Here is a 14,630-nt window from a genome sequence, read left to right as displayed (position 1 = left end):
CGGCATGCAGTGTTTATTAGGTGATCCCTCATCTACCTTGTATGGACCATAAAAAGCGACGAAGGTGCTCAATCGATCACATGTCCCTAACATCGCTTTTTTATAAAGTGAGAAATACAAATGAAAAGAAAGGGAGGATCACATGTTTACGGGGATAATTGAAGAAGTAGGCACCGTTCAGTCATTAAGCAAAAAGTCAGCAGATGCCATGGAAATTGTCATTCAGTGCAGCCGTGTGCTAGAAGATGTTCACCTTGGAGACAGTATTGCGATCAATGGTGTATGTCTTACAGTCACAAGCTTTACAAAAGCACAGTTCGCAGCAGATGTGATGCCAGAGACGGTCAAAGCGACATCACTGGATCAGCTGACATCAGGCAGTCCAGTGAATTTAGAGCGGGCCATGTCCTCGAATGGACGATTCGGCGGTCATTTTGTCTCAGGACATGTTGACGGGACAGCAGTCATTACCCGAATAGAAAAGAAAAGTAATGCCATTTACTATGATTTAGAGATGGAAAAGACCCTCACAGATATGCTCACGCAAAAGGGTTCGATCGCAATAGATGGTGTCAGCTTAACCATTTTCGATTTGCAAGATTCACACGTCACAGTCTCTATTATTCCCCATACGCTTGAAGGAACTATTTTCCCGACTAAATCTATGGGAGAGATCGTGAATATAGAGTGTGACATGATCGGTAAATATATTTATCGCTTTTTAACAAAAGAACAAGGCGAAAAGCAGCCATCCCGATTGACCCCATCATTTTTAAAAGAGCACGGATTCTAGGAGGCGATTGTATGTATCATTCAGTAGAAGAAGCAGTAAATGCTCTAAAAGAAGGAGAAATCATTATCGTTGTGGATGATGAAGACAGAGAAAACGAAGGAGATTTTGTGGCACTTGCTGAGCATGCCACGCCTGAAGTGATTAACTTTATGGCTTTACATGGAAGAGGCCTCATTTGTACACCGGTCCATGCGTCGATTGCCAAACACCTGAACCTGCATCCAATGGTAGAAGAAAATACAGATGCTCACCATACAGCATTTACAGTGAGCATTGATCATGTAAAAACGACGACTGGTATTAGTGCTTTTGAGCGCTCTACGACTATGCTAGCCATGTTAAATAAAGACGCAACACCAGAAGAATTTGCCCGCCCAGGTCATGTATTTCCGCTCATTGCAAAAGAAGGCGGTGTACTAGAAAGACCAGGTCATACGGAGGCGGCAGTAGATCTTGCGAAACTGGCAGGTTCAGAGCCAGCGGGTGTCATATGTGAAATTATGAATGTAGATGGCTCAATGGCGCGCGTTCCAGAACTAAAAGAGATCCAAAAACAGCACGGTTTAAAAATGCTGACAATAGAAGCATTGCAGACCTATTTAAATAATAAAGAAACAGCAACGATCGAAACAAAATAAAAATCACAAAAAAGGATGATCAACATATGAATACAATACAAGGGCATGTAGTAGCAGAAGGACTAAAATTTGCAATTGTCGTCGCAAGATTTAATGACTTTATTACAAGTAAACTGCTTGATGGAGCAGAAGATACATTGCTCAGACACGGAGCAAACGGTGACGATATTGATGTCGTGTGGGTACCGGGTGCTTTTGAAATTCCGTACATGGCAAAAAAACTCGCTGAAACAGAGAAATACGATGCCGTCATTACACTTGGAACTGTAATCCGGGGCGCAACAACTCACTACGATTATGTTTGTAATGAAGCCGCTAAAGGAATTGCTCAAAGTGCCATGTCAACAGGGGTACCGATTATCTTTGGTGTACTAACAACAGAATCCATTGAACAAGCTATCGAAAGAGCCGGTACAAAAGCTGGAAATAAAGGCAGCGAATCGGCTGCAGCTGCCATTGAAATGGCGAATCTCAACCGTACCTTTCGTTAATTTAGTGAAAAAGAGTTTAAAAACGGTATAAAAATGTTTATAATGTGTGATGAGCAAATGATTCGTGAGACATTTGCTGGACATAAGGATAATTTGAATATTGAGGGGTATATATGTTAATTCGTTATAAGAGGTCTTTTGAAAAAATTGCCATGGGGCTACTCTCCTTCATGCCGGGTGAGAAAGACGTCAAACAGCTTCAGCAGACGATGAAGTCATATGAAATGGATGAAAATCGGCAGCTGTTCCTTTGGAAAGATGGCGAGGATATTGTAGGTGCTATTGGTGTGTTGAAAACAGACGACCAAGTACAAATCGAGCATATTAGTGTGAATCCATCCCATCGAGATCAAGGAATCGGCAAGGAAATGGTTTTAGCCGTGGAAGAGGTATTCAAAACCAAAACACTCATTCCAAATGAATTAACGCAAGGCTTCTTTCATAAGTGTCACAGCGAAACAAACTAAATATCACACATGTAAAAGCAGAGGCTACAGTCCTCTGCTTTTTTTACGTTCGATTTGCTTTTTTCGTTCAAGCAATACATCTGTCCGGTCACGCAGTCTATGTTTTTCGATCAAAAATGTGTGGGATAAGTTGCTCTCCTGACCAAAGATCAGTCCTTCTTTTTGAGCCGTTTCTTGGCATAGAGACAGGAGCGCTTCATCTTTAATCGGGAGCATCACACTTTCGTAGGGCATGTCTTCAGCCATTTTCTTCTTCAGCGTTCTCAGAAGTTTGAGAAACGCCTCATCATCCAGACCGAGGTTCGATAATACGGGCCGGTTTGCTTCCAGCAAGTGGAGGCTATTTGAAATGAGCCGTTTTGCACCTTTTCCATTTCCCCGTCTTTGATGATACAAAGCAACGGCAAGCTGAATGAAGCCAACCCAATATTCTTTGCGCTGCTCAGGCGGGTCTTCCTTCCAATACTCCTCAAGAATTTCATGACACTCAAAATAATCTCTTGTCGTATGAAATTCATGTAAAAAAGCCACGTACGCTTCAGGATACACAGTGGTCATCTCCTTTTCCACTCTCAGTCTAACATATTGAAAAGAAAAGAAGAAAGAGCGCCCTTCTTGAAAGGACGCTCTGTTTCTTTAATAAACCCAAGCCGCGCCAACGATGATCAGCAAGATGAAAAGCACGACAATAAGCGCGAAACCTCCGCCAAAGTTATAGCCATCTCCCATAATGATACGGCCTCCTTTTTTATCAGTTCTGTTTACAATGGTATTCTATGTATAAATGCCCTGAGTGGTATGGGCGAAACCACTGTTTTTCTTATTTCGCCTAGGACATCATGGTCGAAATTATATTGGACGAGAGCTTTATCCTGTCTTATACTAAAGGTTAGCCGGTGAAACGGTACTTAGAAGACAGTAGAAATGGTGAGAAAAAATGCTGGAATATCAGGTGAAAATAGATTCGTTTGAAGGTCCTTTGGACTTGCTTTTACATTTAATCAACCGGTTGGAAATTGATATTTATGATATTCCCGTTGCTAAAATTACGGAGCAGTATTTATTATATGTGCATACCATGAGGGAGCTTGAACTTGATGTGGCAAGTGAATATTTGGTGATGGCTGCAACCCTCCTGAGTATTAAAAGCAGAATGCTCCTTCCGAAACAAGAGGAAGAGCTATTTGATGAAGACCTGCTTGAAGAGGAAGAGGACCCTCGAGAAGAGCTGATTGGCAAACTGATTGAATACCGAAAGTATAAAGATGCAGCACAAGAACTAAAGGAACGCGAGGAAGAAAGGCAAAATGCCTTTACAAAACCTCCGAGTGATTTAAGCGAATTTGCAAAAGAATCGGAAGCGAAGGACACAAACCTGCATGTCACGGTGTATGATATGTTAGGTGCGTTCCAAAAGGTATTGAACCGAAAAAAAATAACGAAACCAGCACCATCTAGGATTACAAGACAAGAAACCCCGATTGAAGACAGAATGAATGAGATTATGAAACATTTAAGAAAAACGAAAAAGCGGACCAATTTCATGACTCTATTTCAACATGATCAAAAGGAGCACCTTGTCGTGACGTTTCTTGCTGTTCTTGAATTGATGAAAAGTCATCAAATCATGTTAGAGCAGGAAGGAAACTTTGAAGACATTTATATAATAGGGAGTGAAACGATTCATGACGCTTGATATCGTGAATTGGAAAGCCATCATAGAAGCGCTGCTTTATGCAGCAGGTGACGAAGGTTTAACAAAAAAACAGCTCATGTCTGTTCTTGAAGTAGAAGAGGCAGCGTTACTCGACATGATGTCTGCCGTAAAGGAAGAATATCAAAAACAAGAACGAGGAATTGAGCTCATTGAATATGCAGATTCTTATATGCTGCTGACGAAAAAGGAATACAGCATTTATTTGAAAAAATTAGTCGAGACCCCATCCAAAGGTTTGTCTCAAGCAGCACTTGAAGTACTCGCAATCGTTTCTTATAAACAGCCGATCACACGCAGTGAGGTAGAAGAAATCAGAGGAGTCAAATCAGAGCGGGTGCTTCATAGTTTAGTAGCCAAAGCGCTGCTCTGTGAAGTTGGACGTGCCGATGGCCCTGGGCGAGCAATTCTTTATGGGACAACACCTACCTTTTTAGAGCAGTTTGGCTTAAAGGCATTGGATGAATTACCGCCGCTTCCAGAGAATGTGGAAGCAGATGGTGTACAAGAAGAAGCTGATCTATTTTTTGAAAACTTCAATCAAACATTTGAAGAGATAAAATAGTTCAAAAGAATGAAAAATGTATGGTAAAATATAAAAAAGATTTTAGGTCTAACATCTATTGATGTCAGATAAAATGGTCATAAAGCCATGAGGGGAAGGTAAACACAAAACAAATGGCACATATGAATGTAAAGGCTCAAGTTGATCAAGCAGGCGTCTTTTTATCAAAGGTTGCAACTGAAATGAATGGTTTTCTGAACGAAGCTACCTTATCAAGTATGAAACGATTAAACCCTGAAGCGGAAGCCTATTATTGTGACATATTGAATACATTACGGAAGCTTGCAGTGTACAGCGAGGATGCAGCGGCAATTTGCAGGAAAATCAGCCAGCAACAGACATTCCCGCAGCAAGCCGCGCAGCAGACGCTTCACCGTATTTATCATCAATGTATTGAAGAGTTTTTCACGCCGAAAAAGGATACATGGTATGAAGACAGCCGTTCCGCATATACAGGAAAGAGCAGCATTGTTTTCCACCATGAAGTATCCGCTGAGATCAAACGATTATTTTCTTCATTAGAAAAAGATTTTTTAGCGATGAGAGAAGAGCTAGAATATACGACATCTCATCAGCAAATGAAAATGGTATAAGCAAGAGGAAAAAGCGTCTCTGCATTATAGAGACGCTTTTTTTTATGGACGAGGCATCATAACTTTTTCAGCCGCGCATACACTTGTACAAAACGGACAAGGACGTGAATGAACATGCCCTATTTAAAAATTGGAACAGCAGTCCTTCTTCTATTTACACTCTTACTGCCTTTTTCCTCACATGCCAAAGCAGATATGTCATTATCGGTGAGTGCAAGAAGCGCCATTTTAATAGATGGACAGTCAGGCAGAGTCCTATTTGGAAAGGACGAGCATGAAAAAAGAAGAATCGCCAGTATTACGAAAATTATGACGGCAGTATTAGCCATTGAATCAGGAAAAATGAAAGACACCGTCAAAGTATCAAAGCGCGCGATTCAAGCAGAGGGCTCATCGATTTATTTAAAAGAAGGGCAGAAGGTGAGCCTAGAAGACTTGACATACGGACTTATGCTGCGTTCTGGAAATGATGCAGCTGTTGCCATTGCAGAGCATGTGGGCGGCAGCTTAGAAGGATTTATTTTTATGATGAATCAAAAAGCATCTGAACTAGGAATGGAGAATACGAATTTTCAAAATCCGCATGGACTCGATGATCATAAACATCATTATTCATCAGCCTATGACATGGCTATCTTAACAAAATACGCCATGGAGCATAAACAATATCAAAAAATTGCGGGCACGACTTTCTATAAAGCGAAAACGATGGAAGGCTATTGGAAAAATAAAAACAAGCTAGTCACCGGATTATACAAATATTCAACTGGTGGGAAAACGGGGTATACGAAGCTTGCAAAACGGACACTTGTCTCTACTGCGGCAAAAGGGGATGCGGCGCTGATCGCTGTGACCATTAATGCGCCAGATGATTGGAAGGATCATATCTCTATGTTTGAATATGCATTTGATCACTATAAAACATACGAACTTGCTGAAAAAGGAAGACTCGCTTCATTAAAAGGAACCTTTTACGAAAAAAAGGCATTTATCAAACGTGATGTGGACTATTTTTTAAATGAAGATGAGAAAAAACTAGTAGAAATTGAAACGAAAATGCTTACTCCTCAAAAGAAGTGGAAAAAAAACGCCGAAGCCATCCCGGATGTTGTAGGGCAAATGACGTTTTTATTAGATGGTCAGGTGATCGAGCAAGTACCGATTTTTTATGAAAATAAACGAAATCGAATGCCTCAAAAAAGCTTCCAAGAAATGTTTAAGTCTGTCTTTCAGACATCTATAGGCGGATCTTCATGGTCAATCTAATTTGGGTATTCCTCACTGTCATCGGTCTTGTGTATGCGATGTTCAACGGAACGATGGAGGAAGTAAACGAAGCTGTATTTAAGGGCTCAAAAGAAGCAGTGACCATTTCAATTGGTTTGATTAGTGTCCTCGTTTTTTGGCTCGGACTGATGAAGATTGCAGAAGAGGCTGGTCTGTTAAATTTCTTTAGTAAATTGTGCCGTCCCTTTATTTCAAAGCTATTTCCGGATATTCCGCCTAACCATCCCGCGATGGGATATATTTTGTCGAATCTGATGGCGAATTTCTTTGGGCTCGGGAATGCCGCTACACCGCTTGGGATTAAGGCGATGGAGCAGATGAAAGCATTAAACGGCGGGAAAAATGAAGCAAGCCGGTCCATGATTACATTTTTAGCGGTTAACACATCCTCTATCACACTCGTGCCAACAACCGTCATTGCAATTAGAATGACCTATGGTGCAGATCAGCCAACAGACATTGTAGGGCCAACCATTTTGGCGACACTCATTTCAGGCATTGGTGCCATTCTCATTGATCGCTATTTCCACTATCGCAGAAGCAGGCGGGGGTGATCTCGTGTCATTTATTAACTGGCTGTCACTTGCTTTGATCCCACTGATCATCGCAGGAATTTTAATTGCGGGAACCATTAAAAAGGTACCGACCTATGAAACATTTGTCGAGGGCGGGAAAGAAGGTATTCAAATTGCCTTTTCAATCATTCCTTATTTAGTCGGCATGCTCGTGGCCATTACGATATTCCGCGCGTCTGGTGCGCTTGATTTTGTCATGGGACTGTTAAAACCCGTGTTTACAGCGATCGGCTTCCCGGCAGAAGTGGTGCCGCTTGCGTTTATTCGTCCGATATCTGGCACAGCTGCACTCGGGATGACATCAGACCTCATTGCGACATATGGACCAGATTCTTTTATCGGACAGCTCGCAGCTGTCATGCAAGGGTCAACTGATACCACTCTCTACATTTTAACAGTCTATTTTGGGGCAGTCGGTATTAAAAAAATGGGAGATGCGCTGAAAGTAGGTCTGTTAGCGGACCTCATTGGAATCATTGCATCTGTCATCATCGTCAGTTTATTATTTAGCGGCGCCTAAAGAGGCGCTTTTTTGTCTTTCAATGGATGGGAAATTGCTTTTTAGCTGAAATTAAACAGACGAATCGCTTATTTTTCCACGAATGCTTGTTTGTTTTAAGTCAAGCAAGTAAGATAGTACATGAGGTGAAAGACAAAATGGAACGTTTACAGAAAGTAATTGCACATGCCGGCGTCGCTTCTAGACGAAAGGCAGAAGAATTAATTAAAGAAGGACGAGTTACCGTTAATGGTCAAACAGTGACAGAGCTCGGAGTAAAAGTGGGCTCTTCAGATAAAATTGAAGTCAACGGATTAAAGCTTGAAAGAGAAGAACCGGTTTACTTTATGCTTTATAAACCGCGCGGCGTCATTTCAGCTGCCGAGGATGATAAAGGACGTAAGGTTGTCACAGATTTCTTTGATGACATCCCGCAGCGCCTTTATCCAATCGGCCGGTTAGATTATGATACGAGCGGTTTGATTTTAATTACAAATGACGGGGAATTTGCCCATAAGCTCATGCATCCGAAATACGAAATTGATAAAACATATGCAGCGAAGCTAAAAGGCATCCCATCAAAGGAATTGCTTAGAAAGCTAGAAAAAGGGATTATGTTAGATCATAAAAAGACTGCACGTGCTCGTGCCAAGATGCTTTCTATCGATAAACGAAAGCAGACATCTATTGTTCAATTAACCATTCATGAAGGCAGAAACAGACAAGTGCGCCGCATGTTTGAAGCGATCGGTCATGATGTGTTAAAGCTAAAAAGAGAGCAATATGCGTTCCTTCATATTGAAGGCATGAGACCAGGAGACCGCAGAGAATTAACACCGCATGAAGTAAAGCGCCTGAGAGCAATTGCAGATCACGGGAAAAGCGCTTTTTAATTTTCACATAAACTTCAAAAAATGAAGAAGCATCAAAAGAAGGAGAATGCTATAATTTACCTGAATGTCTATGGGGAAGGGGTACTTCAGATGAAAAAAAGACGGTTTTTCATACGGACGGGCATTCTCCTCGTGATGCTTGCTGCACTATGTTATACCATGTATAACTCAGTATTTGCCAAACAGGATCGGGTCAAAGAAGGATCTATTGCGCCAAACTTTGTCCTTCAATCTGTGGATGGGGAACGGATTGAACTAAAGGACTTAAAAGGCAAAGGCGTCTTTCTTAATTTTTGGGGGACATGGTGTGGTCCGTGTAAACAAGAATTTCCTTACATGGCAAATCAATATGAAGTGTTCAAGGATCGCGGTGTGGAAATTGTTGCTGTCAATGTTGCAGAATCCAAGATTGCCGTGAAAAATTTTATGGAATCCTATGGCGTGAATTTTCCTATTGCCATGGACAAAGATCGTCAAGTAACAGAGGCATATGATATTACGCCGCTGCCAACCACATTTTTAGTTAATCCTGAAGGCAAGGTAATCAAAGTCATAAAGGGAACCATGACAGAACGTCAAATCTATGATTATATGAATTTGATTAAACCAAAGGGGTCATAGAATGAAAGAGGTAAAATGCGAGTGTGGACATATTAATCCAATCGGTACTGTTTTATGTGAATCTTGCGGGAATCCTATTGCGGCTAAAGAGAAAAACTCTTCAAAGCTGCTTGATATGAGATATGACGGCAGTGCGAGACGCTCGCAAACATACAACAAAACGATTGTTGATAAAGTATGGAACTTTTTTTCTTCCGTTAAGGTGGGTGTGTGGCTGATTGTCATCACACTGCTTGCTTCCTCATTAGGAACGATTTTTCCGCAGGAGCGATTTATTCCGCCAGGTGCATCTGCTTCCACCTATTATGAAGAGCAATATGGGTCGTTTGGCAAGCTGTATTACACACTTGGATTCCATGATCTTTATAATTCTTGGTGGTTTTTAGCTTTAGTTGCATCCATCGGAATCTCCCTTGTCATTTGCAGTCTCGATCGGGTTATTCCTCTTTATCGAGCACTCAAAAACCAAGGGGTTATCAAAAAAGAAGGCTTTATGAGAAGACAGCGTCTGTTCAGTGAGACAGATAAAACGTTAGATCAGCATACATATGAAGGCATCAAGAAAGCAATGAAACAAAAGCGTTACCGCGTGCGAGAAGAAAACGGACATATTTTAGCGGAAAAAGGCCGCTTCTCACGCTGGGGCCCTTACGTCAATCACATTGGACTAATCATTTTTCTCATTGGATCAATGCTCCGGTTTGTCCCAGGCATGTATGTGGATGAAACGCTGTGGGTAAGAGAGGGTGAAACTGCCCCAATTCCAGGCACAGATGGTCAATATTTTTTGAAAAATAATGCGTTTTCAATTGACCGCTATGAAACTGGAAATGAAAAAGAAGTGTTTGAGAATGCGATTGAAAGAGCTGGCGACGGTCAAGTAGTGAAAAGTTATAAAACCGATGCCACTTTATACAAACGTGAAGGGGAAGTTGTGTTTGGTGAAAAGCCCAAGCTGAAGCAGGTATCAGAACACGATATTAAAGTGAACGAACCGCTCAAGTTTGATCAATTCTCACTATATCAAGTGGATTTTAAACAAAATGAACTCGATCAAATGGTCTTTCAGCTGATTCGTAAAGATACAGAAAAATCTTTCGGAACAGTGAAGATTAATTTGCTGGAGCCTAAGTCAGAATATGATCTTGGTAGCGGTTACAAAGTCAAAGTGATGAGCTATCTCCCTGATTTTTATTTTGACGATGATGGAACACCGAGTACGAAAACAAGGAATCCAAATAATCCTGCTTTCGTGTTTGAAATGGTTTCTCCTGAAAAGCCTAAAGGTGAAAAAAGCTTTGTGGCGATTCAAGAGACAGTAGAGGGCTCTGATAATAACCTCTATAAAATGAAGTTTGATCGAGTGGAAACGAAAAACGTCACGGGATTGACGGTGAGAAAAGATTTAACTCTTGGGGTACTCATCGTAGGCGGGATCATCTTCATGATTGGTGTCGTGCAGGGGATGTATTGGCAGCATAGAAGAATTTGGCTGTCTGCAAAGGATGGAAAAGTATTTGTGGCAGGACACACAAACAAAAACTGGTTTGGTTTAAAGTCTGATCTTGACGTGTTACTAAGTGACAGTGGCATCAAACAGCCAGTTGATCAAAAAGAACTGCCTGATACAACAAGTATCAGCAAAAGCAAGGGGGAAGGATTAGATGGCAGCAGTCAGTGAAAACCTGTTATTTGCAGCTTTTCTATTGTATTTAGCGGCAGTTCCTTTTTTTGGTGGTGCCATTAAAGGAAAAAAGAAAGTTGATGGACCGCGCAGGAATAAGGCGGCACTTATCGGCATTACGCTCACCATCATCGGTTTTTTAAGTCAATTTGGCTACTTTATTTCAAGGTGGATGGCGTCTGGTCATGCACCAGTCAGTAACTTGTTTGAATTCACAACGGCTTTTGGCATGATGCTTGTGCTCGCATTCATCATTTTATATTTTGTGTATCAAGTGTCGGTACTTGGTTTATTTACACTTCCAATCGCTTTATTGATTATTGCCTATGCAAGTATGTTCCCGTCTGATATATCACCGCTAATTCCTTCATTACAAAGTAATTGGCTTTATATTCACGTGACAACAGCAGCACTAGGGCAAGCCATTTTAGCGATCAGCTTTGTGGCAGGTGTCATCTTCTTATTAAAGCATGTCGATCAAACAAAGTCAGGGAAGAAGACATTTGGTTTGGAGCTCGTCATGTTTATGATTGTTGTTACACTTGCATTTATCGCAGTCACGTCCATCTTTAGAATGACAGGATACGAAGCAAAATTTAATTGGGTCGATAAAAATAAAGAGGAAAGTGTGATGGTCTATGAGCTGCCAGCTCTAGTTGGACCTCATAAAGGAGAGCTTGTGACGCAAGATCGTTTGGAACCGTTTGTTGATTTGCCACCTGTTTTTTCAGGAAGAAAGGTCAATACGGTGTTATGGTCATTCGGCACGGGGCTGATTTTGTATGGACTGATTCGCTTGATCATTCGCAAACGACTGAGCGCTCTGCTTCAACCGCTCGTGAAACAAGTGAACCTAGATTTAGTCGATGAAATTGGATACAGAGCTGTTTCCATTGGTTTCCCTGTATTTGCGTTAGGCGGGCTCATTTTTGCAATGATTTGGGCACAAATTGCATGGACTCGGTTCTGGGGCTGGGACCCGAAGGAAGTATGGGCTTTGATTACGTTTCTCTTTTATGCAGCCTACCTTCATCTTCGCTTATCCAGGGGCTGGCATGGCGAAAAGTCCGCTTGGTTAGCTGTCATCGGATTCGCCATCATTATGTTTAATCTCATCTTTGTCAATCTTGTGATTGCAGGGCTTCATTCTTACGCGTAATCACATGAAAAAGGCCAACTTTTTATGAATCGATTCGGCTTTTTGTTAAAATGAATGTAACAACGGAGAAAGCAGGAGGATTGTCTAATGGAACACACAACTCAAACGAAAATATTAGTCGTAGATGATGAGGCAAGAATTCGCCGCCTTTTAAAAATGTATTTAGAACGTGAAAATTATGAAATCGATGAAGCTGAAAATGGAGATGAGGCTATTCAAAAAGGACTCCAAACAGATTATGACCTCATTTTGCTCGATTTAATGATGCCTGGCACAGATGGGATCGAAGTGTGTAATCAAATTCGAGACAAAAAAGCGACTCCAATCATTATGCTGACGGCAAAAGGAGAAGAAGCCAACCGCGTGCAAGGGTTTGAAGCAGGTACGGATGACTACATTGTCAAACCTTTTAGCCCACGTGAAGTTGTTTTACGTGTGAAGGCATTGCTCAGAAGGTCTTCTCAAACGTCTTATCTCAATACTGGGACAACAACAAAAGATGTACTTGTGTTTTCTCATCTTTCAATTGACCACGACGCGCATAGAGTGACAGCTGATGGCAAAGAAGTCAGTCTCACGCCGAAGGAATATGAGCTTTTATATTTCCTTGCGAAAACACCGGATAAGGTTTATGACAGAGAGAAGCTGTTAAAAGAAGTATGGCAGTATGAATTCTTTGGAGACTTGAGAACAGTCGATACTCACGTCAAACGACTTCGTGAAAAGCTGAATAAAGTGTCACCAGAAGCTGCGAAAAAAATCGTGACGGTATGGGGTGTCGGGTACAAATTTGAGGTCGGCGCTGAATGAAACTGTGGAAAAGTGTCGTTGGAAAGCTATGGTTAACCATTCTCTTCCTCGTCCTAATCGTTTTATCTATTTTAACCGTGCTTCTTTTAGAGTTTATTGAAAATTACCATGTAGAAGAAGCAAAGTCAGATTTAACGCAAATGGCAAATAAAGTGGCGGTCATTTTAGAAAGCCACGACGATCAATCGCTCGCAAGGTCGATTACATCAGAGCTTGCTGACAAATTGACGAGTATTGCGATTATCCAAGAGGACGGGCTAGAGTGGTATTCGTCTGAAAAAGACGGGAAGCTTCCTGCGATTACAAAGAAACAAATTGAAGCAGACGGTGATTTGAATCAAGCACTAAAAGATCGTAAAAAAATCAGTAAACGTGCAGAACCAAATGCAGGCAATCATAAAGATGAACGAATTGTCGTCGGTGTTCCATTTGAGGCAAACGGAAAAAAAGGCATGGTCTTTCTTTCTCAATCATTACTCGCTGTAGAGCAAACAACAAAACATACGACGCGTTATATCTTCCTAGCAGCCGGAATTGCCATTGTTCTGACCACTATTTTCGCGTTCTTCTTATCAACACGTGTCACCTATCCTCTTAGAAAGATGAAAGAGGGAGCGCAGGATCTGGCGAAAGGGAAATTTGATACAAAGATTCCTATATTAACGCAAGATGAAATTGGAGAACTGGCCATCGCCTTTAATCAAATGGGCAAGCAGCTTAAGTTTCATATCACAGCCTTAAATCAAGAAAAAGAACATTTGTCCAATATTTTAAGCAGTATGGCCGATGGTGTGATCACCATCAATATTGATGGAACGATCCTCATGACGAATCCTCCTGCAGAACGATTCTTGCAGGCATGGTATTACGAGCAAAATATGAAGATCAAAGATGGAGATGAACTGCCTCCAGAAGCGAGAGAACTATTTCATACAGCCGTCAGTACGGAAAAAGAGCAAATGATTGAAGTCACATTGCAAGGACGTACTTGGGTTCTTCTCATGTCTCCGCTTTATAATCAGCAGGACGTTAGGGGAGCAGTTGCGGTCCTTCGTGATATGACAGAGGAACGAAGACTTGATAAGCTGAGAAAAGACTTCATTGCCAATGTCAGTCATGAACTTCGTACTCCAATTGCTATGCTGCAAGGATATAGTGAGGCGATTGTAGATGATATTGCTGGCTCAGAAGAGGAAAAGAAAGAGATTGCGCAAATTATTTACGACGAATCACTTCGGATGGGACGTCTTGTGAACGATCTTCTAGACCTAGCGAGAATGGAAGCTGGCCATATTACACTTAATCTTGAATCAACAGATACAGAAGAGCTGACCGAGAAGATTTACCGCAAGTTTCTTGGCATAGCAAAAGAAAAGCAAGTTGATCTCACATATGACATTCAAGTGGATGAACCGTACTTTGTACTCGATCCGGATAAGATTGAACAGGTGTTTACGAATCTCATTGATAACGCGATTCGTCATACACCAGAGGGCGGAGAGGTTCACTTTTCGGTTCAATCGGTGGAAAGCGGTTTGAAAATGGATGTGAAAGATTCAGGAAGCGGAATCCCAGAAGAGGATCTGCCATTTATTTTCGAACGTTTCTATAAAGCGGATAAGGCAAGAACAAGAGGGCGTTCTGGTACTGGACTTGGCCTTGCGATTGTGAAGAACATCGTAGAAGCACATCAAGGTTCCATTCATGCACATAGCAAAGCGGGTACAGGTACACACTTTACCTTTTATATTCCGAGAAAAAAGCAGGAACTCGTCTAATCCTGACGAAGAATCTTGTTACATGAGAAACACTTCTTTTCGAAAGAAAAAGAAGTGTTTTTT

17 protein-coding genes and 1 pseudogene are annotated in these 14,630 nt (G+C 41.4%); 16 read left to right on the top strand and 2 right to left on the bottom strand.

The window, feature by feature from the left end:
• Window positions 1-142 precede the first annotated feature (142 nt).
• The 4 genes and pseudogenes from ribE to NST39_RS11210 all read left to right on the top strand — a co-directional run bounded on the left by ribE (window position 143) and on the right by NST39_RS11210 (window position 2,389).
• Window positions 143-793: a riboflavin synthase gene (ribE, locus tag NST39_RS11225; RefSeq protein ID WP_113767377.1), complete on the top strand. Its 651-nt coding sequence runs from the start codon at window positions 143-145 to the stop codon at window positions 791-793.
• Between the two features lie 11 nt (window positions 794-804).
• Window positions 805-1,410 (top strand): annotated as a pseudogene (gene ribB / locus NST39_RS11220) (3,4-dihydroxy-2-butanone-4-phosphate synthase); the annotation flags it as partial.
• Between the two features lie 47 nt (window positions 1,411-1,457).
• Window positions 1,458-1,922 (top strand): 6,7-dimethyl-8-ribityllumazine synthase, encoded by a 465-nt coding sequence (gene ribH / locus NST39_RS11215; protein WP_012010433.1) that lies wholly within the window; start codon window positions 1,458-1,460, stop codon window positions 1,920-1,922.
• Between the two features lie 113 nt (window positions 1,923-2,035).
• On the top strand, window positions 2,036-2,389 hold the full coding sequence (locus tag NST39_RS11210; RefSeq protein WP_003215830.1) for a GNAT family N-acetyltransferase: 354 nt from the start codon (window positions 2,036-2,038) through the stop codon (window positions 2,387-2,389).
• A gap of 24 nt (window positions 2,390-2,413) precedes the next feature.
• Here the strand turns inward: NST39_RS11210 and NST39_RS11205 are convergent, their stop codons facing one another.
• Window positions 2,414-2,938, bottom strand: coding sequence for a DUF309 domain-containing protein (locus NST39_RS11205; RefSeq protein ID WP_044141077.1), 525 nt, complete (start codon window positions 2,936-2,938; stop codon window positions 2,414-2,416).
• 87 nt (window positions 2,939-3,025) lie between these two features.
• Window positions 3,026-3,118, bottom strand: a complete 93-nt coding sequence (locus tag NST39_RS11200) for a YjcZ family sporulation protein (protein ID WP_012010430.1) — start codon at window positions 3,116-3,118, stop codon at window positions 3,026-3,028.
• A gap of 208 nt (window positions 3,119-3,326) precedes the next feature.
• On the opposite strand from NST39_RS11200, the gene NST39_RS11195 reads away from it, so the two are divergent.
• The 12 genes from NST39_RS11195 to NST39_RS11140 all read left to right on the top strand — a co-directional run bounded on the left by NST39_RS11195 (window position 3,327) and on the right by NST39_RS11140 (window position 14,567).
• Window positions 3,327-4,085: a segregation/condensation protein A gene (locus NST39_RS11195; protein ID WP_044141078.1), complete on the top strand. Its 759-nt coding sequence runs from the start codon at window positions 3,327-3,329 to the stop codon at window positions 4,083-4,085.
• Entirely contained in the window at window positions 4,075-4,668 is a 594-nt protein-coding gene (scpB, locus tag NST39_RS11190; RefSeq protein ID WP_034661126.1) for an SMC-Scp complex subunit ScpB, read from the top strand. Before NST39_RS11195 ends, scpB begins: the two co-directional genes overlap by 11 nt.
• Before the next feature lie 113 nt (window positions 4,669-4,781).
• Window positions 4,782-5,261, top strand: coding sequence for a YpuI family protein (locus tag NST39_RS11185; RefSeq protein WP_065098324.1), 480 nt, complete (start codon window positions 4,782-4,784; stop codon window positions 5,259-5,261).
• 114 nt (window positions 5,262-5,375) lie between these two features.
• Window positions 5,376-6,527, top strand: coding sequence for a D-alanyl-D-alanine carboxypeptidase family protein (locus tag NST39_RS11180; RefSeq protein WP_044141080.1), 1,152 nt, complete (start codon window positions 5,376-5,378; stop codon window positions 6,525-6,527).
• Window positions 6,515-7,102, top strand: a complete 588-nt coding sequence (locus NST39_RS11175; protein ID WP_012010425.1) for a nucleoside recognition domain-containing protein — start codon at window positions 6,515-6,517, stop codon at window positions 7,100-7,102. Before NST39_RS11180 ends, NST39_RS11175 begins: the two co-directional genes overlap by 13 nt.
• 4 nt (window positions 7,103-7,106) lie before the next feature.
• On the top strand, window positions 7,107-7,643 hold the full coding sequence (locus NST39_RS11170; RefSeq protein WP_003216139.1) for a spore maturation protein: 537 nt from the start codon (window positions 7,107-7,109) through the stop codon (window positions 7,641-7,643).
• A 137-nt stretch (window positions 7,644-7,780) separates the two neighbouring features.
• Window positions 7,781-8,515, top strand: coding sequence for a 23S rRNA pseudouridine(2605) synthase RluB (rluB, locus tag NST39_RS11165; RefSeq protein ID WP_044141081.1), 735 nt, complete (start codon window positions 7,781-7,783; stop codon window positions 8,513-8,515).
• A gap of 90 nt (window positions 8,516-8,605) precedes the next feature.
• On the top strand, window positions 8,606-9,136 hold the full coding sequence (gene resA, locus NST39_RS11160; protein ID WP_044141082.1) for a thiol-disulfide oxidoreductase ResA: 531 nt from the start codon (window positions 8,606-8,608) through the stop codon (window positions 9,134-9,136).
• A 1-nt stretch (window position 9,137) separates the two neighbouring features.
• Complete coding sequence (resB, locus tag NST39_RS11155) at window positions 9,138-10,817, top strand: cytochrome c biogenesis protein ResB (protein WP_340960821.1); 1,680 nt, start codon at window positions 9,138-9,140, stop codon at window positions 10,815-10,817.
• Window positions 10,801-11,979: a c-type cytochrome biogenesis protein CcsB gene (gene ccsB / locus NST39_RS11150; protein ID WP_044141084.1), complete on the top strand. Its 1,179-nt coding sequence runs from the start codon at window positions 10,801-10,803 to the stop codon at window positions 11,977-11,979. Before resB ends, ccsB begins: the two co-directional genes overlap by 17 nt.
• Window positions 11,980-12,066: 87 nt before the next feature.
• A complete protein-coding gene (locus tag NST39_RS11145) occupies window positions 12,067-12,789 on the top strand; it encodes a response regulator transcription factor (RefSeq protein ID WP_003215596.1) in 723 nt (240 codons plus the stop codon).
• The gene (locus NST39_RS11140) at window positions 12,786-14,567 is read left to right on the top strand and encodes an ATP-binding protein (protein WP_003216141.1); all 1,782 of its coding nucleotides are present in this window, start codon (window positions 12,786-12,788) and stop codon (window positions 14,565-14,567) included. Before NST39_RS11145 ends, NST39_RS11140 begins: the two co-directional genes overlap by 4 nt.
• The last annotated feature ends 63 nt before the right edge of the window (window positions 14,568-14,630 follow it).

Source organism: Bacillus sp. FSL W8-0645, assembly GCF_038007905.1.
Classification (GTDB): Bacteria; Bacillota; Bacilli; order Bacillales; family Bacillaceae; genus Bacillus; species Bacillus pumilus.
Note: the sequence above shows the minus strand (reverse complement) of the source record. Positions and strands in the feature narration are given on the sequence as shown.

Bases quoted from the DNA above. Each gene is read 5' to 3' on its own strand.
- NST39_RS11145 (WP_003215596.1), top strand. From the start codon at position 12,067: ATGGAACACACAACTCAAACGAAAATATTAGTCGTAGATGATGAGGCA.
- resB (WP_340960821.1), top strand. From the start codon at position 9,138: ATGAAAGAGGTAAAATGCGAGTGTGGACATATTAATCCAATCGGTACT.
- ribH (WP_012010433.1), top strand. From the start codon at position 1,458: ATGAATACAATACAAGGGCATGTAGTAGCAGAAGGACTAAAATTTGCA.
- NST39_RS11195 (WP_044141078.1), top strand. From the start codon at position 3,327: ATGCTGGAATATCAGGTGAAAATAGATTCGTTTGAAGGTCCTTTGGAC.
- NST39_RS11200 (WP_012010430.1), bottom strand. From the start codon at position 3,118: ATGGGAGATGGCTATAACTTTGGCGGAGGTTTCGCGCTTATTGTCGTG.
- NST39_RS11180 (WP_044141080.1), top strand. From the start codon at position 5,376: ATGCCCTATTTAAAAATTGGAACAGCAGTCCTTCTTCTATTTACACTC.
- NST39_RS11140 (WP_003216141.1), top strand. From the start codon at position 12,786: ATGAAACTGTGGAAAAGTGTCGTTGGAAAGCTATGGTTAACCATTCTC.
- NST39_RS11185 (WP_065098324.1), top strand. From the start codon at position 4,782: ATGGCACATATGAATGTAAAGGCTCAAGTTGATCAAGCAGGCGTCTTT.
- NST39_RS11210 (WP_003215830.1), top strand. From the start codon at position 2,036: ATGTTAATTCGTTATAAGAGGTCTTTTGAAAAAATTGCCATGGGGCTA.
- NST39_RS11175 (WP_012010425.1), top strand. From the start codon at position 6,515: ATGGTCAATCTAATTTGGGTATTCCTCACTGTCATCGGTCTTGTGTAT.
- rluB (WP_044141081.1), top strand. From the start codon at position 7,781: ATGGAACGTTTACAGAAAGTAATTGCACATGCCGGCGTCGCTTCTAGA.
- ccsB (WP_044141084.1), top strand. From the start codon at position 10,801: ATGGCAGCAGTCAGTGAAAACCTGTTATTTGCAGCTTTTCTATTGTAT.
- scpB (WP_034661126.1), top strand. From the start codon at position 4,075: ATGACGCTTGATATCGTGAATTGGAAAGCCATCATAGAAGCGCTGCTT.
- ribE (WP_113767377.1), top strand. From the start codon at position 143: ATGTTTACGGGGATAATTGAAGAAGTAGGCACCGTTCAGTCATTAAGC.
- resA (WP_044141082.1), top strand. From the start codon at position 8,606: ATGAAAAAAAGACGGTTTTTCATACGGACGGGCATTCTCCTCGTGATG.